A 21,343-nucleotide genomic window follows, 5' to 3' on the forward strand; every position below is an offset into this window, starting at 1 on the left:
TATGGCACGGGCATATATCGGATTTGGCGGCAACATCGGCGACACGCGTCAGCTTATTACTGATGCCATTGTCTGTTTGGCATTGCGCTCTGAACTACAAATTTTGGCAAAAAGCTGCTTTTATCAAAGCGCACCGGTTGAAGCTACTGGTGGCGATTACATTAACGCCGTCATTGAAGTGGAGACTGAGTTAAGTCCTTATGGTCTTCTCCACGTTTGCCAAGCCATTGAGCAAGAGTTTGGACGCGAGCGGCCATATGCAAATGCTCCTCGGACTCTTGACCTGGACATCCTTTCTTTTGAAGGGGTTACTCAGAATGAAACTGAGCTAATGCTTCCTCATCCCAAAATCATCGAGCGCTCATTTGTGCTGCTACCTCTTCTGGAAATTGCACCCGATATCTTCCTACCCAACTGGGGCGAGCTTAAAGCCTATTTACCCAATGTTGCCGACCAAAGAATTGAAAAACTCGCCTGTAGGAACTGCAATTGCGGGGAAAAAGGCGTTTATAGCCAAACGGCTCATTAATTCATTAAACTCTCGCCATGGGTTACTTACAGGGCGACAAGCCAATCACAATTACTAAGCTCCTCGCGATGCATGCTGAGGGTGAAAAGATTTCTATGCTTACTGCATATGATTCCACCATGTCAGCGCTTCTCAATCGCTGTGGAGTCGAAACCATATTGGTTGGCGACTCACTTGGCAATGTGATTCAAGGACATTCCAGCACAACGTCAGTGACCATTGAGCAAATGGCGTATCACACTGAATGTGTGGCACGCGCCAATACCCATGCTTTTCTGATTGCCGATCTTCCCTTTGCTAGCTACGGTGATCCTGTTCAAGCATTAGAGTCAGCAGCCCACCTCATGCGTGTCGGTGCCGACATGGTAAAGCTTGAAGGCGGAGGCGATTGGCAAGTGGATGTAATCCGTCACCTAGTAGAGCGCAGTGTTCCTGTTTGCGCGCACTTGGGCTTATTACCCCAATCCGTTCATGTCTTAGGTGGTTACAAAGTCCAAGGTAAATCAAAAGATGCTGCAATCGTCATGCTTGAGCAAGCGCTCGCATGTCAGGATGCTGGCGCCCAAATGGTGGTGTTAGAGGCAATTCCATCTTCACTGGGTGAAAAAATTACTACTGAACTGCATATTCCAACAATTGGTATTGGTGCTGGCCCAGATTGTTCTGGTCAGGTTCTAGTGTTGCAAGATATGTTGGGCATGAGCCCAGGCAAGGCACCGAAGTTTGTCAAAAACTTTATGGATGGTCACCACTCAGTAGAAGCAGCTGTTAAGGCATACGTTCGAGAAGTGAAGTCTGGGAAGTTTCCCGGACCTGAGTATGGCTTTGCTGGCTGATCGCCAGCTAGCCTACCCAATAGTTACTAACTAAAGAAGCTCTTTACGCCGTCAAACCAACCCTTTTGTTGAGGACTATGTTTGTCGCCGCCGGATTTAAGACTGTCGTCAAACTTCTGCAGCAATGTCTTTTGCTCATCGGTAAGCTTAATCGGCGTTTCTACCAAAACATGGACAAAGAGATCGCCTACCAAGGTTGAGCGCAAGCCTTTGATACCTTTATTGCGCAAGCGGAATGTCTTACCAGTTTGAGTGCCCTCCGGGATAGGAAACTCAACGCGCCCTGAGAGTGTTGGCACTTCGATTTCACCACCAATAGTTGCTGTCGCAAAAGAGATCGGCATTTGCACATGCAAGTCACTGCCATCACGTTCAAATACTTTATGGGGCTTCACACGAACCTCTACATAGAGATCGCCTGACGGACCGCCATTGATTCCTGGTTCGCCGTTACCAACGGAACGAACGCGCATACCATCATCAATACCCGCTGGTATTTTGATCTCAAGTGTTTTTTGTTCTTTATGTTTTCCAGTGCCATGGCAAGTCTTGCATGGCTTCGGAATGTACTCCCCAGTACCGCGGCACTTTGGACAAGTTTGTTGCATGGAGAAGAATCCTTGCTGCACACGCACTTGGCCATGACCATTACAAGTGGTACATGTCTCAGCCTTAGATCCTGGTTCTGCACCAGTGCCATGACAAGGTTTGCAATTACTCCAGCTTGGCACACGGATTTGAGTTGTATAGCCTTCCGCAGCTTGCTCAAGGGTGATGTCCATGTTGTAGCGTAGGTCAGCGCCTTTATAGACCTGTGGTCCAGAGTGACGACCGCCGCCTTGCCCAAAAATGTCGCCGAAGATGTCGCCAAATGCATCAGAAAATCCACCGCCACCGAAACCGCCGCCACCAAAGCCGCCACCCATGGATGGATCAACGCCAGCGTGACCATATTGGTCATAAGCCGCACGTTTATTGGGATCGGTTAGAGTTTCATAAGCTTCTTTAACTTCTTTAAATTGAGCTTCAGCCGTTTTACTATCGGGATTGCGATCAGGGTGGTGTTTCATCGCCATCTTGCGATAAGCTTTTTTCAGCTCGTCATCACTGGCACTCTTTGCTACACCAAGCACTTCATAAAAATCGCGTTTACTTTTAGGCACGGCCTATTCCTCTCAACAACCTGAATGGCACAAGTCGGCACGGGGCCGACTTGTTATTTAAGTACATCAAAACTACGTTAATGAATGTCTGATTTCAGAATTACTTCTTGTCATCAACCTCTTTAAAATCAGCATCAACGACATCTGCATCAGGAGCAGCACCAGGGGCTGCACCACCAGGAGCCGCGCCAGCAGCAGCGCCGCCAGCCTTAGCCTGTTCAGCAGCCATGACTTTTTCGCCCAGCCTCTGACTTGCCTTGCCCAAAGCTTCAGTCTTCACTTCAATGGCTTCTTTATCACTACCTTTGATTGCTTCGTCCAAATCTTTCAAGGCTGCTTCAATGGCTTCTTTTTCAGAGGCCTCTAAGCTAGCACCGTGCTCTTCCAAGGCTTTCTTGGTTGAGTGAGCCAAAGCATCAGCGGTATTGCGTGCTGTTACCAGCTCAAGCGCTTTCTTGTCTTCAGCAGCATTGGCTTCAGCATCTTTCACCATGCGTTGAATTTCTTCTTCAGTCAGGCCAGAGTTTGCCTTGATGGTGATTTTGTTCTCTTTGCCAGTAGTTTTGTCTTTTGCTGTTACATGCAAAATACCGTTAGCATCAATATCAAAAGTCACTTCAATTTGTGGCATACCACGTTGTGCTGGAGCAATGCCTTCGAGGTTAAATTCACCGAGCAATTTATTTGCAGCAGCCATCTCACGCTCACCTTGGAAGCACTTAATGGTAACGGCAGGCTGGTTATCTTCTGCAGTAGAGTAAACCTGTGAATGCTTAGTAGGAATCGTCGTGTTCTTCGGAATCATCTTGGTCATGACGCCACCAAGAGTCTCGATACCCAATGACAATGGGGTAACGTCCAAGAGCAATACGTCTTTACGATCGCCAGACAATACAGAACCCTGAATTGCGGCGCCCACGGCAACAGCCTCATCTGGGTTAACGTCTTTGCGTGGCTCTTTACCAAAGATTTCTTTTACTTTGTCTTGAACTGCAGGCATACGAGTTTGACCGCCGACCAAAATCACGTCATCAATATCCGCCACGTTCACGCCAGCGTCTTTAATCGCAGTTAAGCAAGGACCAGCTGTACGCTTGATCAATTCTTCTACCAAAGACTCTAACTTGGCACGAGTTAACTTCAAGTTCAAATGCTTAGGACCGCTAGCGTCAGCTGTCACGTATGGCAAATTGATTTCTGTTTGTTGTGCGGATGACAACTCAATCTTGGCTTTTTCAGCAGCATCTTTCAAACGTTGCAAGGCCAATACGTCTTTGCTCAAATCAACGCCTTGTTCTTTCTTGAACTCAGCAATGATCCAGTCAATGATGCGTTGGTCGAAGTCTTCACCACCCAAGAAGGTGTCGCCGTTGGTAGAGAGCACTTCAAACTGCTTCTCACCGTCAACGTTTGCAATCTCAATGATGGAGACGTCGAATGTACCGCCGCCCAAGTCATACACGGCGATCTTGCGGTCTACTTTGTCTTGCTTGTCTAGACCGAAAGCCAATGCAGCAGCAGTAGGCTCGTTAATGATGCGCTTTACATCCAAACCAGCAATACGGCCAGCATCTTTAGTTGCTTGGCGCTGGCTGTCATTAAAGTAAGCAGGAACAGTAATCACCGCTTCTATTACTTCTTCACCGAGATAGTCTTCAGCAGTTTTTTTCATCTTGCGCAGAATTTCAGCGGACACTTGTTGTGGCGCCATTTTTTTATCGCGTGCTGATACCCAAGCGTCGCCATTGTCTGCTTGAACAATTTCGTACGGCATCAAGCTAATATCTTTTTGCACTTCAGCATCTGTAAATTTACGACCCATCAAACGCTTCACTGCGTAGATAGTATTTTTAGGATTCGTCACTGATTGACGTTTTGCTGGCGCACCAACCAATACTTCACCATCTTCAACGTAAGCGATGATCGATGGAGTTGTGCGACCGCCTTCGGCGTTCTCTACAACTTTAGGTGCATTGTTTTCAACGACTGACACACATGAATTCGTGGTTCCTAAGTCGATTCCGATAATCTTTCCCATAATTGCTCCAAAAAATTAAATTGTTTGTTGTACTGATAAATATTTCGATACCCAGTAAATGGGGTCTAAAAAAGGGATTTCAAGGGGATAAAGAGCAAAAAAGGCAGAAATCTGCCTTTTTTATGCCGTTTTTGGGGTTTTACCCCACCTATCTCGCCTATTTTGGGGCGCTAACCGTCACTAATGCAGGTCTGAGGACCCGGTCGGCCACGGTATAGCCACGCTGCAATACCGAGACCACAGTATTGGACTCTTGCTCAGAGGGCACCGAAGCGATAGCCTGGTGGTGATGGGGGTCAAATTTATCCCCAACAGCAGGGTTAATTTCTGTCATGCGGCCTTTTTCAAAGGCGGAGAGCAGTTGCTTAAGGGTGATTTCCAAACCTTCTTTGAATGCTTTGGCATCACCAGCATCTGTACTCAATGCTGCATACAGACTATCTGTAACCGGCACCAAGTGCTCAGCAAAGCTTTCAATTGCAAACTTATGCGCCTTAGCAATGTCTTCTGCAGCTCGGCGGCGAATGTTTTCACCCTCCGCTTTTGCACGCAAAAAGTTGTCCTGCAACTCACCAATCTTTTGATTGAGTTCAGCAATCTCCTGTTCAGGCGTTTTTACCGCCGGAGTTTCTGCTGCAGCTTCTGCAGCGGGCTCTACCGCAGGATTCTCTTGGTCTGGTGATGGATTTTGATTTTCTTGTGTCATGGACGCTATTTTACTTTTCTATAAAGATGGCTATTACTGTGCAATATGGGGTCAATTAATGCAATTTCAAGACTTTACTTTTTCGGCCTGCTCAGCCCTTTCGTTACGCTTCGCCAATTCCGCCTCAGACTCCACGCCCAAAGACCAGCCCTGCAAATGATGGTGAGCGATATCGCTGAGAGCCTCGATCCACTTAGGGTTGCTGTTCAAGCAGGGAATATAACGATAGTCTTTGCCACCATGCTCTAAGAAGATTTCACGAGCTTCCATCGCAATCTCTTCGAGTGTCTCTAAGCAATCTGCCGGAAATCCTGGACAAAAAATATCGATACGCTGACAACCTTCTTTGGCTAACTTTTCAATCGTTGGGGCTGTGTATGGCTTTAACCATTCAGCCTTACCAAAGCGAGATTGGAAAGTCACAATGTATTGGCCTGGTATTAGGCCCAACAACTCCCCGAGTAAACGCCCGGTTTTCAAGCACTCACAATGATAGGGATCACCCTTCATTAAATTGCGTTTTGGCAAGCCATGAAAGGACATCACTAAACGATCACCCTTGTCAAAATCGGGACGTCCATCTTTATCCCAGCTTGATAACACTTGATCACGCAACGCAGAAATGTAAGCCGGATTGTCATGGTAGTGCTTCACTAGACGCAACTCAGGCTGATCACGCCAAGTACTCAAGACACGAAAAACCTCATCAAAGCTAGAGGCTGTAGTGGTAGCTGAATATTGTGGATATAAAGGCAATAGTAATAAACGCTCCATGCCTTGTGCCTTCAAGCTCTCCAGCGCAGATTGTGTGGATGGCTGGCCGTAGCGCATCGCCAGATCGACCAAGACAGTGTGACCCTCATCTGCAAATTTATCACCCAACTCTTTTGCTTGCAAACGTGAGTAGTGCATTAAAGGAGAGCCTAATTTTGGCAACCAAATTGAGGCATATTTTTTTGCTGAAGCACTGCTACGAATGGGCAAAATAATGCCGTTCAAAATACACCACCAAATAATGCGCGGAATTTCTACCACGCGTGGATCAGAGAGAAATTCTTTTAAGTAGGCGCGTACTGCTTTTGCTGTTGGTGCAGATGGCGTTCCTAAGTTCAATAACAGGACAGCAGTTTTAGATGCACGTAGATGCGGGTTCTGATTCAAGATGTTTTGTCTCTAGTAATGAGTTTGAAATATAAAAAGTTGGGCTTGTGGTTAGGAGCTTAAAGCGCCTGATAGTAATTTTGAGGTGATATCAACAATAGGGATGACTCGATCGTATGCCATGCGCGTTGGCCCAATGACTCCAAGCGTACCTACCACCTGGCCGTCTACGCTATATGGGGCGCTGATCACAGCCAAATCTTCATAAGGTAACAAGTCACTCTCACCACCAATAAAGATCTGAATACCATCAGCATGACTGGATACATCGAGCAATTGCATCAGCACAGATTTCTGCTCCAACATATCGAACATCTTGCGCAACTTATCTAAGTTGGAGCTTAAGTCTCCAACATTCAGTAAGCGCCGCTCGCCAGAAAGCACCATGTCACCACGACCCATATCGTAATCAGTAACACCACTTTGCAAAGCCAGGGCCATCAATCCTGAAATATCCGCACGCAAATTATCTAGATCGGATTTCAGATGCATACGCACTTGATCAAAACTCTTTCCGGCAAACTGGGCGTTAATAAAATTACCTGCCTCAATGAGCTGACTCGGTGTGTAATCTTGTGTTGTGGGCAATATACGGTTCTGTACATCACCCTCTGGAGTAACCATGATGAGTAAAATCTTGCCTTCGCCCAAACGCAAGAATTCAATATGCTTAAACACCTGGGCCCGCTTAGGCGTCATGACGACCCCAGCAAAATGGGTTAAGTTTGACAAAATCTGTGCTGCTGAGTTGAGCACTCTTTGAGGGGAATCCGGCAAAAGTCCTTTTTCAACCTCCCGGGCAGCCATTGCCTCCAAGGGGCGCACGGTCACCATGGTGTCCACAAACAGGCGATAGCCCCTGGGGGTCGGAATGCGTCCGGCAGATGTGTGAGGGCTGGTAACCAGTCCCATATCCTCCAAATCAGCCATCACATTGCGTATGGTGGCTGCGGAAAGGTCCAAACCAGAGAATCTAGACAGCGTTCGCGAGCCAATAGGCTGGCCCTCTTCGATATAGCGCTCGATGAGGGTTTTTAAAAGGGCGCGGGAACGTTCATCCATGGTGGAAGGGATTTTATGCCTATGGTTTAATCGTTATATGTTAAGCCCATCCCCAAATTCCAGCAAAAAGGCATTTTGCCGAGTTGCGCTTGTCGGTAAATACCAAGCTGATGGCATTGAAGAGCACCTCAAGGACCTGGCTAAATTACTTGCAGATCTGGGTTGTGAGGCCTTTATTGAGTTTGATACAGCCACCCATCTAGCTCTTTCTGGCTACCCAACCAAAACGGCACGCGACTTTGCCGGGGAAATTGATCTTGTGGTTGTTCTCGGGGGAGATGGCACGATGCTCGGCATCGCCCGACAGTTAGCGGGTAGCAATGTTCCACTCGTAGGGATCAATATGGGACGACTGGGCTATATGACGGATATTCCGATCCAATCCGTTCACACTACCCTGCCAAAAATGATTGCCGGTGATTACGAAGCGGATACACGCACATTATTGGATGCAGTTGTTCTTCGCAATGGCAAAGAAATTAATCGCGCACTCGCCCTAAACGATGTAGTTGTGAATCGTTCTGGCATCTCAGGAATGGTTGAATTAGCAGTACACGTTAATGGCTCGTTTATGTACAACCAACGCTCTGATGGCTTAATCGTGTCAACGCCTACTGGCTCGACTGCTTACGCACTCTCTGCTGGCGGCCCAATTTTGCATCCGCATGTGGCAGGTATTTTATTGGCGCCAATTGCACCGCACTCGCTCTCTAACCGTCCAATTGTTTTGCCGCAAGATAGCGTCACCATCATTGAAGTAGTGGATGGTCGCGAAGTGATCGTCAACTTTGATATGCAATCTCAAACGAATTTACAAAGCGGCGATAAGGTTGAAGTACGCCAATCTAGTAAAACAATTGATCTGCTTCATCCGAGCAATCACAGTGACTACAAAACCTTGCGCGAGAAGCTGCATTGGAATGAGTATCCATCGACATTCTGATGTCGAGTTTTTTGCTACGCTAATACATGCTTCAAACCATCTCACTCCGTGACTTTGTCATTGTTGACCAGCTAGAGCTAGATTTCTCTAGCGGCTTTACCGTGCTTACTGGAGAAACTGGTGCTGGTAAATCCATCCTGCTCGATGCTCTCGGCTTAGTTCTGGGTGAACGCGCTGATAGTAGCCAGATACGCGAGGGTAGTAACCGTGCAGAAATTTCCGCACTCTTTCGTATTGAATCTGAATTACAACAATCTTTTGGTGAGTGGCTTGATACACAAGGATTTCCACTAGAGGATGACGGTCAAAGTTTGTTACTGAAAAGAACAGTAGAGGCTAATGGTCGCAGCCGAGCATTCATCAATGGCAGCGTTGCGACTCTAGCGCAATTACGTGAAGCTGGCGATCAATTAGTTGATATTCATGGGCAACATGCGCACCAACTCTTATTAAAGGGTGGCGCTCAACGCGAACTTTTAGATCGTCATGCTGGATTGCTACCGCTTGCTACAGAAGTGGCACAAGCATTTAAAACACTGGCCGATTCTCGCCGTCGTCTTGAGCAGGCAGAAAATGCTGGTCAAGATGTTGAGCGCGAACGGGAGCGACTTGAATGGCAACTAGAAGAACTCACCGAGCTCTCTCCGCAAGAAGGTGAATGGATCAGCATTCAAAGTGAACATGGCCGCCTAGCAAATGGTGCAAAGCTGATTGGTGGCTGCCAAGAAGCAATTGAAATTTTGAGCGATGCTGACAACTCTATTGAATCTACACTTTCAAAAGTGAGCATCAGTGTGGGGGGCTTAGCCGAGCATGATCCGGCCCTCAGCGAGGTCAGCCAAGCTCTCGAGTCAGCCAATATTCAGTTAGATGAAGCAATCCATGGGCTCAATCGCTACCTTCAAAAGATTGACCTAGATCCCGCTCGCCTTGCTCAAGTTGAAGAACGCATGCAAGCATTGCACAGCGCTGCTCGTAAGTACCGCACCGAAACTGATGATCTGCCTAAACTTCTTTTGGCAACATCAGAGCGACTGGATGCTTTAACGGCCTCACAAAATATTGAAGTACTCCGCGAACAAGTCAAACAAGAAGAAGCGGCTTATTTAAAACTGGCAAAACAACTTTCTCAAAAACGCAGCAAGGCTGCCAAAGAACTAGGTGACTTAGTAACGAGCGCCATGCAAGATTTATCTATGGCAGGCGGTCGTTTGGAGATTACATTAGCACCTCTCAATGAAGGTGGATCACACGGTCTAGAGCAAATTGAATTCTTGGTTGCAGGCCATGCCGGCAGCACTCCTCGCTCACTTGCAAAAGTTGCCTCAGGAGGTGAGCTGGCGAGGATTAGCTTAGCGATTAGCGTCATCACCAGTAAAGCCTCCTTCACACCAACCCTCATCTTTGACGAAGTCGACGCGGGTATTGGTGGAGCGGTTGCTGAAACTGTTGGCAAACTATTGCACCAATTGGGTCAATCCCATCAAATCTTGTGTGTAACCCATTTACCGCAGGTAGCTGCTCAAGGCAATCACCATCTTAAGGTCAGCAAATCACAAAGCGGTGACAAGACCGTATCGCAGGTACAAATCCTAGGTAGGGCCGAACGCGTCGAAGAGGTGGCCCGCATGCTTGGTGGCGCGACCATAACTGACACCACACGTCGGCACGCCAGAGAACTGCTAGAGCAAAACTGAAGTAATCGTTTTGAACCTCGGGTCCTTCTAGCTAATATTTGAAGGCGCCTTAAATATTACCAACCAAAGTGCCTGTACTGCATCTCTTGCAGCAACTAGCTCAGGTTCGCCCTCTAAATTGATGCGGGTTTTTTCTGCGCCATCCAAACGTAAACGATGTTGACGCGCTCTTAATAAACGATAAGCATCACCAACGGATTGCGCTGCATCTGAAGCTATCAAACCGACATCACCAGCAATATGCAATAAAGCAATATTACCTAGATTGCCTATCAGCTGTGAGTATTGATGGGCATAGGCCAATACCAGGAATTGAACAATAAATTCAATATCCACCATGCCACCAGCATCATGTTTTAAGTCGAACTCTAGCTTGCCATTAGGATGGCCAGCATGAACCTTGCGACGCATTTCTAAAATTTCGGTGCGCAGCTGTTCGATATTGCGCTGCTGAGTTAACACCTCCGAACGAACCGAGTCAAAAAATGCACCTACATCTGGATTGCCAGCTGAAAAGCGTGCTCGCGTAAGAGCTTGATGCTCCCAGACCCAGGCAGCATTGTCACCCTGACGAAGTTGATATTTTTTAAAAGCATCGGCATTGGTTACTAAGAAGCCTGCAGAACCATTGGGTCGAAGCCGAGTATCAATTTCAAACAGGCTACCAGTTGCAGTAAATGCAGTTAACCAATTAATCATTCGCTTTGCTAGCAGGGCATAAATTTCTTGAGCAGCATAATCGGCTTCTGGGGCTTGAAACAAAAAGATGATGTCGAGATCCGAGGCGTAACCTAATTCCTTGCCACCCAACTTGCCATACGAAATCACAGCAAATGGTGGATTGGCTTGTGCTGGTAATTCAAATTTCTTAGCCACTCCAGGCCATATTCGCTCATAGGTAGTCTGGAGAATCAAATCTGCCAGGGTAGATAAATGGTCACTTACACGCTCTACTGGCAGCCCTTGTTGCACGCCAATTCCTAGATCCGTTAACAGCGTGATGAAGGTTTCATTGTGATGTGTAACGCGCAAAATATCCATTGCCTGCTCAGAACCGTCGCCCTCAGCCATCACGTCATCAAGCCGCATATTAAGATTGGCTTTCACTTCAGCCCAATATTCTTCTGGGTCTTCGATCAAAGCCCTCTCGATTTGAGAATTTAATAAGTGATCGAGCAAATGAGGGTGACGCGTCAGATATTGAGCGCCCCATTGCGATGCCTTGAGCAAATCAAGCACATTCGCAAGTGCCTTGGGATATTCAGCCAAAATAGAAAGGTAAGCGCTACGCCTCGCAATGGCTTCAAGCAAATCAAAAAAACGCATTAATGTTTGATCAGCATGTGCGGTAGCAGAACCACCACTCTGCAAACTCTGTGCCGCTTTGCACATTAAGTTATCAAAGATTAAACGACTCTTTTCAGGCAATAGTTTTTGCTTTGGACTTTCCATCCACGCCTGCCAGCGCTCACAGGACTTAGGGAAAAATTGCTGGTCAGGCGTCCAGCCCAATACCAAAGGAGCGATCTCAAGGCGTGCAGCATCATCAAGTAAAAATGCTTTTTCAAAAAGCCGAGCAACGTTATTTTGATGACGTTCTAATTCGGCTATAAAAGCATCTACTTGCGCATCCTGTCCTTGCATTGAAACCGCTAAGCGTGCACGCGCATCCTCGCTATCGGGCAGATAGTGAGTTTGCTGGTCATCCCATACCTGAATGCGATGCTCTAAACGCCTTAAGAAAACATAAGCCGCTTGTAATGCCTCCACCTCTTGAGTTGGCAAGATACCGCAGCGCTTAATGAGCTCCAATACCTCCAGGCTTGGGCGTGCTCTAAAGCGTGGGTCCGTACCACCTCGCATCAGTTGGAACATTTGCGCTAAAAACTCAATCTCTCGAATGCCACCACGCCCTAATTTAATATCGCGTGATCGCCCTTGATGACCCGAAGATCGCTTTTCTGCCTCTGCTTGAATTTGCGCATGCAAATCACGAATCGAGGCGATAACTCCATAATCTAAATGTCTGCGATACACAAAAGGTCGAATGAGTTGATCAAGCTCTTTTTGACAATGGGCAAAATCTGGAGATTCTGAAAGAGGTGCAATTAACCTACCTTTAATCCAGGCATAGCGCTCCCACTCCCTGCCCTGCACCAGCAAGTATTCTTCCAACATATCCAAACTACAAACCAATGGTCCTGAATCCCCGTTAGGACGAAGGCGCATATCCACTCGAAATACAAATCCATTGGCATCATGCTCGGCAAGAAGCTTTATCAATCGCTTGCCCATTCGAGTAAACCACTCTTGATTGGATAAGCTTTTTGGGCCACCAGTCGTCTCACCCTCATGCTCGTATAAAAATATCAAATCGATATCAGATGAAAGGTTGAGCTCGAAACCGCCTAATTTGCCCATCCCGACAACCATGAGGGGCATCTCAGATTGTGTCGAATTACTCCATGGCAGGCCAAAACGATTTTTGAGATCTTCTCGAATATAGGCAATTGACGAAGAGACTGCTAATTCAGCAAAATGACTCAGCGCATGAGTCACCTCCTGTAAGTCAGCCCTGCCATTTAAATCCCGAAATGCCACCCACAACATCAAACGCTGCCGAGCCAAGCGTAAGTTGGCCATCCATTCGACCTCATCATGCTCAATGAACGACAAACCAATCTGACACTCATCTAATAAACGCCTAATACCCTGTAAATCGACCTTTTTCTGCCCCTGAATGCGGAGCCACTCAAGCCATTCAGGGTGTGCATTGAGCCAGCGTCGCGCATAAGTCGAATGCCGCTCTAAAAAATCGATTTGCTGGGGAAAATCATCCATCCCACCATCTTAATCCGACCCTGAAAACTACCACCAGAAGCTTGGCGCTCAAACTCGGGGTGACGGATAATAGGGGTCATGCTGCAAAACATTATTCCGCCTCGCCTCAAGAGCGTGCTTGCTAAACATCCTCAAGGCTCGAGTCGAGCTTGGCGTAAGCGTGCCCTCATTTTGGCTGGGGTTACATTAGCCCTTTTTGTTCTCGGGCATGTTGGCGTGCGTTTTGTTCTTTGGCCACAAATTGAGAAATCCAAGGCCTCAGTTGAAAGACTGATAAGTGCTCGCATTGGCGCTGAAGTGTCGATGGACTCCCTACAGGTGTCATGGACAGGCATTAGACCCAATTTCGAAATTGAAGGTTTGCGCTTCAACGGGCCGGACAAATTAAAACCACTCTTGTTGGTTCAAAAAATATATGGGCAGCTCAGTTGGGCCTCTTTTTATCACCTTGCACCGTATTTTCATGAGATCAATATTGAGGGCGCTGAAATTCATGCTCAACGCAACAGTAAGGGTGTCATTACTATTGCTGGCATTTCGATTGATGGAAAAGCGAATGACTATTCTGCAGAGAACTGGCTATTTGCTCAAAATGAAATTCGCATTAGCGATGTCAAACTTTATTGGGACGATCAGCTCAAGAAGAAGGCTATCACCTCAATCGGGATCGAGAGCCTTTCCCTTAGCAATGGCATTCGCAGCCATGAAGGCTCACTGAGTGCGACCACGCCTTGGACTAAAGGCCCGCTTACACTTGATATTGATTTAGTTCATCACATCGGCGGTCAAGCTGGTAATTGGCGCGATTGGATTGGAACCGTATCCTGGAAACTTAATGAACTCCAGCTGAGTCAAATGTCCAGCGACTTTTCCTTACCACTCAATACCCTTGAGGGAATCCTGAATTCCAATGGAAAACTAAAAATTGATAATGGCAATCCTGATGGCGGGGAAATTTATTTAACTGCAGACAACCTCACTATTCAACTATCTAAAAATGAAGATGCTATTGCACTTGGAAGATTAGAAACCAACCTAACTCAAGAAACTGATGGTGGATTGATCTCTGTTACAACCAAGACATTTGCTTGGCGCGATATTGATAGCCCCAAATCTGCCCCGTTAGAAAATTTAAGTCCAATGACCTTTCGCTGGAGGCCCCCATCTGGCGATGGTGAAATAAAAGAGTTTGGATTTTCATCTCCAAAGATTCTGGTGGAAGATGTTGCTTTATTTGCACTGAATCTACCCTTATCAAAAAAAGTTCACCAATGGATTAAGGCCTCCAAAGCAGATGGCGAACTACAAGATCTCGATATCAAATGGTCAGAAAGTAACTCACCCTTATCAGCCCTCAATATTCCTGGGGGATGGTTTAAGTCGAATAAGTTAGATTTCACTGTGAGCGGAAAGCTCATCGATTTAAGTTTTGTTGGCATTAATAAATCGATGCCATCGGTGACAAAGCTTTCAGGCTTCCTGACTGCAGACCAAAACAAGGGCAGCTTCTCCATTAAATCAAACGACCTTGAGCTTGAGGTAAATGATTTATTGGTTGACCCCAAAATTAAGCTGGATCAAGCCAATGGTCAAATATCCTGGTCAAAGCAAAAAGGGAACTGGGTTGTTAATGCAAAGCAGTTAGAGCTTAGCAATCCGGAGATTTCAACAACACTCAATCTAAGCTACATGATTGGCGAGGATAAAAAGCCAGACTACATGACTCTAGATATGGACTTTGCACAAGCCAATCTAAAAACTGCTTACCGATATTTGCCGGTTGGCATGGGAAGCGATGCTAAAACCTATTTAAGCAAAGCGTTTGATGCGGGCCTGATTAAAAAAGGGAATCTTCATATTAAGGGCGATCCTAATGGGGTGCCATTCCCCAAAACAGGTGCAGGAGAGTTCACACTCAGCCTCCCTATCGCTGGCGCTACCTTCAGCCCTGTACCTACCTCATCACCCGCCCAAGGTATCTGGTCTGCATTTAATAACGTCAATGGCGTTATTAATGTGCGGAACGAAAACTTTACAGTAGACATTGCTCAAGCAAATTACAAACAAGTTACTCTTAGCAACTTTCATGCGGAAATCCCTAGTATCAGCGCAAAACAATTACTTCTCACTGTCAATGGAGGGGCGCAAGGTGATGCCCCACAATTATTGGAGTATTTATTTGCATCACCTGTCGGCAAGAAACAAATTGAGCTTGAGCGCAATCTAAAAATAACAGGGTCTACCAACGTAAATCTAGACTTAAAAATTCCTCTGACTGGTAGCGGGGATACCAGCACAGACATACAGTTAAGCTTTCCTGGTAATAGGGTTCAGTGGGCTGAATTGCCGCCATTTGAAAACCTCAAAGGAAAAATTCGGATTACTGAAGTTAATCCAGAATTTGAAGACATCACCGCTAATTTCCTGGGTGGAGCTATTAAGATTTCAAGTGCGCAATCTAAGCAAGGCGCCCAAAGCTATGACATCTCGGGAGATGTGTCCGCAAAATTTATCAGGGATTACTTCTCAAACGATACCGCCGTACAAGCATTTCCGATATTGCAAGCACTCAGCGGATTAGCTAGATACGACGGCACCATTAACTTCAGTAAAGGCAATAGCGAAACCAAGCTAAAGATTGATATGCGTGATTGGGGCAGTACTGCTCCAGCGCCAGCGAAAAAACAAGCTGGTACTGCGATGTCGGGTAACCTTACCCTCAAAACCTTTGCAAAGAATAAAACCAATTCAAGCCGTCTCTCTTGGGATGGAAAGATTGGCGATGTTTACTATATTCAAGGTGAGATAGCTGCTGACGATACCCTTCGTCACGCAGTTGGCATTGGAACTCCCGCCATTCCTCCACAACAAGGTTTTCAGCTTAACCTAGTTAGTAGTGAGCTGAACTTAGACCTATGGCAAGACTTTTTAAGTCAGCAAACTAGAAAAAATTCGGCGCCCAACTCCAATACTCTCAATAACATTCAGATTGCCGCCCAAGTAAAACAATTAACATTGTTTGACCGCATCTGGCAGGACTTAAATTTAACGGCTACCAATAAAAATTCCGCTTGGCAACTACGCCTAAGGGGATCGCCTCAAATTGCTGGCAATATCCAATACCAACCATCTTCACAGTCTGTAGTCGGCGATCTGATTAGTGGGCGGCTTGCACGTCTAAAGATTCCTGAAGCTGTGGTTATTACACCCACACCCACACCCACAAAGCAGGGCTCAAAAAATCCAATCAGTAAAAACAAAATTGAGCCAGGATCTATACCGAGCATTGATTTAACTATTGATGACTTTGATTGGAATAAGGCTCAACTTGGCCAAGCAAAAATCAAAACCAAAACAACTGGCAATGTCCTTAATATTGATTCCATTCAATTCAATAACCCTCAAGGCAGCTCAACCCTCACAGGCCGCTGGGCTGGAGGTACACAAAGTACGCCTTCCCATACAAACTTAAATATCGATCTTGAGGTTAAAGATGCTGGTCAGATTATTGAACATTGGACCAACCAAAAATCAGTAGAAGGCGGCCAAGGCAAGCTCACTGTAAATGCAGATTGGGATGGCGCCCCTTTTAGCCCTAACTACGAGACCTTAGCGGGCAAAGCAACAATGAATCTTGAAAAAGGACGTCTTTTGGAAGTCAATACCAGTGGCGCCAAATTGCTCGATGTTCTCAGCTTACAAAGCTTATTTAGATTCGCTACGTTTGATCTTAAGGGCAGCCTTGGAAATATTGTTACCAAAGGAACTCCGTTTAATAGCATTGATGCCTCTTTTGACATTAATGCTGGTGTGGCACAAACCAAGCAATTCACGATGGGTTTAGATCAGGCTCGGGTTGCCATGACGGGGCAAATTAATCTCCCTAAACAAACACAAGATTTACGCGTCACTATCTTCCCAACGATTGATGCAACTGCTGGATCACTCGCTGCCTTTGTCATCAACCCTATTGTTGGGCTTGGCGCATTAGTTGGTCAGTACCTAATTACGAGCCAAATCAATCGAAATTTTCAATCAGACTATTTAGTGCAGGGGTCTTGGGAAAATCCTGAGGTGATTCCTTTAGATCAAAGGGGTCAACCAATCGATGCTAAAACTTTAGATACGATCCGCAGTAAGGATTTGCTGAAAGAGCAAACTAAGCCAAGCAGCAGTTCTGGTCCACAAAGTAATCCGAGCAATTCCGGCACCCCCAATAAAACTCCTAACTAATACATCATGAGCACATCAGCAAGCAGTGCAGAACTCAAGATTTCCTCGATTCAGATGGTTTCTACCCCCGATGTACAAGAGAACCTATCTACAGCGAGCAGGCTCATCGCCGCTGCAGCGGCAGATGGTGCGCAGTTAGCCGTTCTACCCGAGTACTTTTGCTTGATGGGCCTCAAAGATACCGATAAAGTTCGCGCCAGAGAAGGCATTGGAAATGGCCCTATTCAAGAGCAGCTCTCCCAAATTGCTAAAGAGAATAATTTATATTTGGTGGCAGGCACCATTCCACTGGAAGCAAAAGATCCCAATAAAGTACTGAACACCACTCTTGTTTTTGATTCTGCTGGTCAAGTAATTTCTCGTTACGACAAAATTCATTTATTTGGCTTTCAAACCGCAACTGAGCGCTATCAAGAATCGGAAACAATTGAAGCCGGCAATAAACCAGGCCTCTTAAAACTTGCCATTAATGGGCATGATTGGACATTTGGCTTGAGTATTTGCTATGACCTACGTTTTCCAGAGCTCTATCGCGCCCTGGGCCAAGTTGACTGTCATATCATCCCCGCTGCATTTACTTACACTACTGGCAAAGACCATTGGGAAATCCTCTTACGTGCCCGAGCGATTGAAAATCAATGCTACGTCCTTGCTTCTGCACAGGGCGGAAAACATCAAAATCAACGTCGCACTTGGGGTAACAGCATGCTAATTGATCCATGGGGTGGCATCTTGGCTAACCTACCTGAGGGAGAAGGCTTTATTTCAGGGGTTTTATGCAAAGATAAATTAAACGAGGTACGCTCTAAGTTACCCGCACTTGCGCATCGTAAGCTTTAAAGAAAGACCTGCCGAATCACATGAATGCACCAGAAGCACTTTTCCCCGCCAATTGGACCAAAGCCAAAAAGCAAGCAGACCTCATTAAATTAGCAAAATCTATTTTGCTCGAGCCAACTGGACTATCTGAGCAAGATCTACATCACACCTTTGGCAACATGTTTACCCATCGGCTTGATGATGCAGACCTTTACTTCCAACACACACGCAGTGAAAGCTGGAGTCTTGAGGAAGGCATTGTTAAATCAGGCAGCTTCAATATTGATCAAGGTGTTGGTGTACGCGCCATCTATGGCGATAAGACGGCCTTCGCCTATTCAGATGAAATCAATTTAGAAGCCCTCAATAAAGCCGCAAAAGCAACTCGCGTCATCGGTCCAGAGGGCGGCAAGCAAGCAGTCGCCAACAAATTATTCAATCCAGTATCGAATAAGCTTTACTCAGACATCAACCCCTTAGATTCCCTACAGCCCAAAGAAAAAATTGCGCTGCTAGAAAGTATTGAGCGTCGCGCCAAAGCGCGTGACCCTCGCATCATTCAAGTGATGGCAAGCCTAGCTGGTGAGTTTGATGTTGTTTTAGTGGTGCGCGCAGACGGCTTATTAGCTGCTGATGTACGCCCGCTAGTGCGTGTATCAGTACATGTCATCGCCGAACAAAATGGTCGTCGTGAATCCGGATCTTCTGGGGGTGGCGCACGTCATGACTACCTCTATTTCAATACAGATCTCATCAATCGCTATGTTGATGAGGCAGTAGATGGAGCTCTGGTAAATCTAGAGTCCCGCCCGGCGCCTGCTGGCCCAATGACCGTAGTAATGGGGCCAGGCTGGCCTGGTGTTTTATTGCACGAGGCAGTTGGCCATGGTCTTGAGGGTGACTTTAATCGCAAAGGCTCTTCTGCTTTTGCCGGTCGTATTGGTCAGCGTGTTGCTGCCAAAGGGGTCACCGTTGTTGATGACGGAACTTTGTCTGGGCGTAGAGGATCTCTCAATATTGATGATGAAGGTACACCTACACAATGCACCACCTTGATTGAAGATGGCATCTTGAAGGGTTATATCCAAGATAGCCTGAACGCACGATTGATGAACATGCCTCTCACTGGCAATGGTCGTCGCGAAAGTTTTGCCTCACTACCAATGCCACGTATGACTAATACCTACATGTTGGCTGGCAAAGATGATCCGCAAGAAATTGTGGCAAGTATTAAACGAGGTCTATATGCAGTCAATTTCGGCGGCGGCCAAGTTGACATTACTAGCGGCAAATTTGTTTTTTCTGCCTCAGAAGCCTACTGGGTTGAGAACGGCAAAATTCAATATCCCGTCAAAGGCGCCACCATTATTGGTAGCGGTCCAGAATCCCTAAAACAGGTTTCTATGATCGGAAATGACCTCAAATTAGATGGTGGGGTGGGGGTTTGTGGCAAGGAAGGGCAAAGTGTTCCGGTTGGGGTTGGGCAGCCCACCTTGAGGATTGATAGCCTGACTGTGGGCGGGACTGCCTGAGATCGGGTAATTACGGCTTAAAATAGCCGGATGAGCCAACAAAATACGAATCCCGCTAATTGGTACTCCGCCGTCGACAAGACTTCGGATACTGACGATCAACGCATTGATAACATTTCTGTTCTGCCTCCGCCAGAGCATTTAATCCGCTTCTTTCCTATTTCTGGAACACCAACTGAAGCGCTGATTAGCAAAACTCGCAAAAAGATCCGCGACATTATTCATGGCAAAGATGACCGTTTACTCGTCATCATCGGACCTTGCTCTATTCATGATCCAAAAGCAGCGCTGGAATATTGTCAGCGCCTCTTGGCAGAGCGTGCGCGCTTTGCTGGTGAATTAGAAATTGTGATGCGCGTGTATTTTGAAAAGCCGCGCACTACTGTTGGCTGGAAGGGTTTGATTAACGACCCGTATCTAGATGAAAGCTATCGCATTGAAGAGGGCTTGCGCCTTGCGCGTCAAGTTCTGATGGAAATCAACCGCCTTGGCATGCCAGCAGGTAGCGAATTCTTGGATGTGATTTCTCCGCAGTACATTGCTGACCTCATTTCTTGGGGAGCAATTGGTGCGCGCACAACCGAGAGCCAAGTTCATCGCGAACTCGCTTCCGGCTTATCTGCACCTATAGGATTTAAGAATGGTACTGATGGCAATATCAAAATTGCTACAGATGCTATTCAAGCAGCTGGTCGTCCACATCACTTCTTATCCGTTCATAAGAATGGTCAAGTATCAGTAGTGGAAACCAAAGGCAATAAAGATTGCCACGTGATTTTGCGCGGCGGCAAAGAGCCCAACTATGAAGCCCAATACGTCCAGGCAGCCTGCTCTGAACTAGAAGCGGCCAAGCTTCCAGCCAGTTTGATGGTTGACCTTTCGCATGCCAACTCAAGCAAAAAGCATGAGCGTCAAATCGTAGTTGCAGATGATGTAGCACAGCAGATTGAAACTGGCTCACATCAGATTTTTGGTGTGATGGTAGAGAGCCATTTGAATGATGGTGCTCAGAAATTTACACCTGGAAAAGATGATCCAAGTAAGTTAGAGTACGGTAAGAGTATTACCGATGCTTGTATTAACTGGGATGACTCTGTCAAAGTGCTAGAGCGTCTTGCTACTGCCGTTAAGAATCGTAGAAGCAAGAAAAAGTAATTCGGATTACTAAAATCTGAGCTTGAAGTAATGCAACTAAAAGAGGCTAATTTATTTAGCCTCTTTTTTTTCGTGCTTCCAAAGTACGTCAGAACCACCGGCTGCACGATTCAGAATACGGGCAAGTACAAAGAGTAAGTCAGACAAACGATTGACGTATTGACGAGGAGAATCATATAAAGGCTCTTCCCAACCCAAGCGAACAATGGAGCGCTCTGCTCTGCGGCAAACAGTACGACAAACGTGTGCTTGTGCAGCAGCACGAGTGCCACCTGGCAAAATAAACTCCGTTAAAGGCGGTAATTGTTGGTTGTATTTCTCGAGCCAAACATCTAACTGAGCTACATGCTCAGGATTGAGGAGTTTGTAATTTGGGATGCAAAGCTCACCGCCTAAATCAAATAAATCGTGCTGCACCTGCAGAAAAAGCTCATCCAATTCAGTAGAAATGCCTTCCGGGATCTCCTCGGTCATCAAAACCCCAATTTCCGAGTTCAACTCATCGATATCACCCATAGCGCAGATACGCAGGTGATCCTTCTCTACGCGACTTCCGTCACCTAAGCCCGTCATTCCTGCATCCCCGGTTCTAGTGGCGATTTTTGATAGTCGATTTCCCATAAGCTTA

At 46.5% G+C, this 21,343-nt stretch carries 15 protein-coding genes; 8 read left to right on the forward strand and 7 right to left on the reverse strand.

The genetic code is table 11. The annotated features are described in order from the left end of the window. The first annotated feature begins 1 nt into the window (after nucleotide 1). Nucleotides 2-529 carry a 2-amino-4-hydroxy-6-hydroxymethyldihydropteridine diphosphokinase gene (folK, locus tag AOC21_RS08475; protein ID WP_215391558.1) on the forward strand — a complete coding sequence of 176 codons (528 nt, stop codon included), beginning with the start codon at nucleotides 2-4 and terminating at the stop codon, nucleotides 527-529. 17 nt (nucleotides 530-546) lie between these two features. Beyond that, the gene (panB, locus tag AOC21_RS08480; protein ID WP_215391559.1) at nucleotides 547-1,365 is read left to right on the forward strand and encodes a 3-methyl-2-oxobutanoate hydroxymethyltransferase; all 819 of its coding nucleotides are present in this window, start codon (nucleotides 547-549) and stop codon (nucleotides 1,363-1,365) included. Between the two features lie 26 nt (nucleotides 1,366-1,391). On the opposite strand, the gene dnaJ is transcribed toward panB, so the two are convergent. The 5 genes from dnaJ to hrcA all read right to left on the reverse strand — a co-directional run bounded on the left by dnaJ (nucleotide 1,392) and on the right by hrcA (nucleotide 7,495). Continuing rightward, the gene (dnaJ, locus tag AOC21_RS08485) at nucleotides 1,392-2,528 is read right to left on the reverse strand and encodes a molecular chaperone DnaJ (protein WP_215391560.1); all 1,137 of its coding nucleotides are present in this window, start codon (nucleotides 2,526-2,528) and stop codon (nucleotides 1,392-1,394) included. A 100-nt stretch (nucleotides 2,529-2,628) separates the two neighbouring features. Beyond that, the gene (dnaK, locus tag AOC21_RS08490; RefSeq protein WP_215391561.1) at nucleotides 2,629-4,566 is read right to left on the reverse strand and encodes a molecular chaperone DnaK; all 1,938 of its coding nucleotides are present in this window, start codon (nucleotides 4,564-4,566) and stop codon (nucleotides 2,629-2,631) included. Nucleotides 4,567-4,723: 157 nt separating this feature from the next. After that, on the reverse strand, nucleotides 4,724-5,272 hold the full coding sequence (gene grpE / locus AOC21_RS08495) for a nucleotide exchange factor GrpE (RefSeq protein WP_215391562.1): 549 nt from the start codon (nucleotides 5,270-5,272) through the stop codon (nucleotides 4,724-4,726). A 66-nt stretch (nucleotides 5,273-5,338) separates the two neighbouring features. Then, the gene (gene hemH / locus AOC21_RS08500) at nucleotides 5,339-6,433 is read right to left on the reverse strand and encodes a ferrochelatase (RefSeq protein ID WP_215391563.1); all 1,095 of its coding nucleotides are present in this window, start codon (nucleotides 6,431-6,433) and stop codon (nucleotides 5,339-5,341) included. 51 nt (nucleotides 6,434-6,484) lie between these two features. After that, entirely contained in the window at nucleotides 6,485-7,495 is a 1,011-nt protein-coding gene (gene hrcA, locus AOC21_RS08505) for a heat-inducible transcriptional repressor HrcA (protein WP_215391564.1), read from the reverse strand. 37 nt (nucleotides 7,496-7,532) lie between these two features. Here hrcA and AOC21_RS08510 point away from each other — a divergent pair, with 37 nt between their 5' ends. Together AOC21_RS08510 and recN are read left to right on the forward strand one after the other, a co-directional pair. Then, entirely contained in the window at nucleotides 7,533-8,438 is a 906-nt protein-coding gene (locus AOC21_RS08510; RefSeq protein ID WP_215391565.1) for an NAD kinase, read from the forward strand. A gap of 26 nt (nucleotides 8,439-8,464) precedes the next feature. Continuing rightward, entirely contained in the window at nucleotides 8,465-10,135 is a 1,671-nt protein-coding gene (gene recN / locus AOC21_RS08515; protein WP_215391566.1) for a DNA repair protein RecN, read from the forward strand. A gap of 27 nt (nucleotides 10,136-10,162) precedes the next feature. Here the strand turns inward: recN and glnE are convergent, their stop codons facing one another. Beyond that, a complete protein-coding gene (glnE, locus tag AOC21_RS08520; protein WP_215391567.1) occupies nucleotides 10,163-12,976 on the reverse strand; it encodes a bifunctional [glutamate--ammonia ligase]-adenylyl-L-tyrosine phosphorylase/[glutamate--ammonia-ligase] adenylyltransferase in 2,814 nt (937 codons plus the stop codon). 78 nt (nucleotides 12,977-13,054) lie between these two features. Here glnE and AOC21_RS08525 point away from each other — a divergent pair, with 78 nt between their 5' ends. Genes AOC21_RS08525 through AOC21_RS08540 form a run of 4 tightly spaced genes read left to right on the forward strand, consistent with a single transcriptional unit; the run spans nucleotide 13,055 to nucleotide 20,715 of the window. Beyond that, complete coding sequence (locus AOC21_RS08525) at nucleotides 13,055-17,209, forward strand: YhdP family protein (RefSeq protein WP_251371495.1); 4,155 nt, start codon at nucleotides 13,055-13,057, stop codon at nucleotides 17,207-17,209. Nucleotides 17,210-17,215: 6 nt separating this feature from the next. Continuing rightward, entirely contained in the window at nucleotides 17,216-18,049 is an 834-nt protein-coding gene (locus tag AOC21_RS08530) for a carbon-nitrogen hydrolase family protein (RefSeq protein WP_215391568.1), read from the forward strand. Nucleotides 18,050-18,069: 20 nt separating this feature from the next. Continuing rightward, entirely contained in the window at nucleotides 18,070-19,560 is a 1,491-nt protein-coding gene (gene tldD, locus AOC21_RS08535) for a metalloprotease TldD (RefSeq protein WP_251371496.1), read from the forward strand. 30 nt (nucleotides 19,561-19,590) lie between these two features. Then, on the forward strand, nucleotides 19,591-20,715 hold the full coding sequence (locus tag AOC21_RS08540; protein ID WP_215391569.1) for a 3-deoxy-7-phosphoheptulonate synthase: 1,125 nt from the start codon (nucleotides 19,591-19,593) through the stop codon (nucleotides 20,713-20,715). Between the two features lie 51 nt (nucleotides 20,716-20,766). Here AOC21_RS08540 and AOC21_RS08545 read toward each other — a convergent pair whose 3' ends face one another. Continuing rightward, complete coding sequence (locus AOC21_RS08545) at nucleotides 20,767-21,336, reverse strand: cob(I)yrinic acid a,c-diamide adenosyltransferase (protein ID WP_215391570.1); 570 nt, start codon at nucleotides 21,334-21,336, stop codon at nucleotides 20,767-20,769. Between the last annotated feature and the right edge of the window lie 7 nt (nucleotides 21,337-21,343).

Origin of the sequence: Polynucleobacter sp. VK25, assembly GCF_018687355.1 — a bacterium.
Lineage (GTDB): Bacteria > Pseudomonadota > Gammaproteobacteria > Burkholderiales > Burkholderiaceae > Polynucleobacter.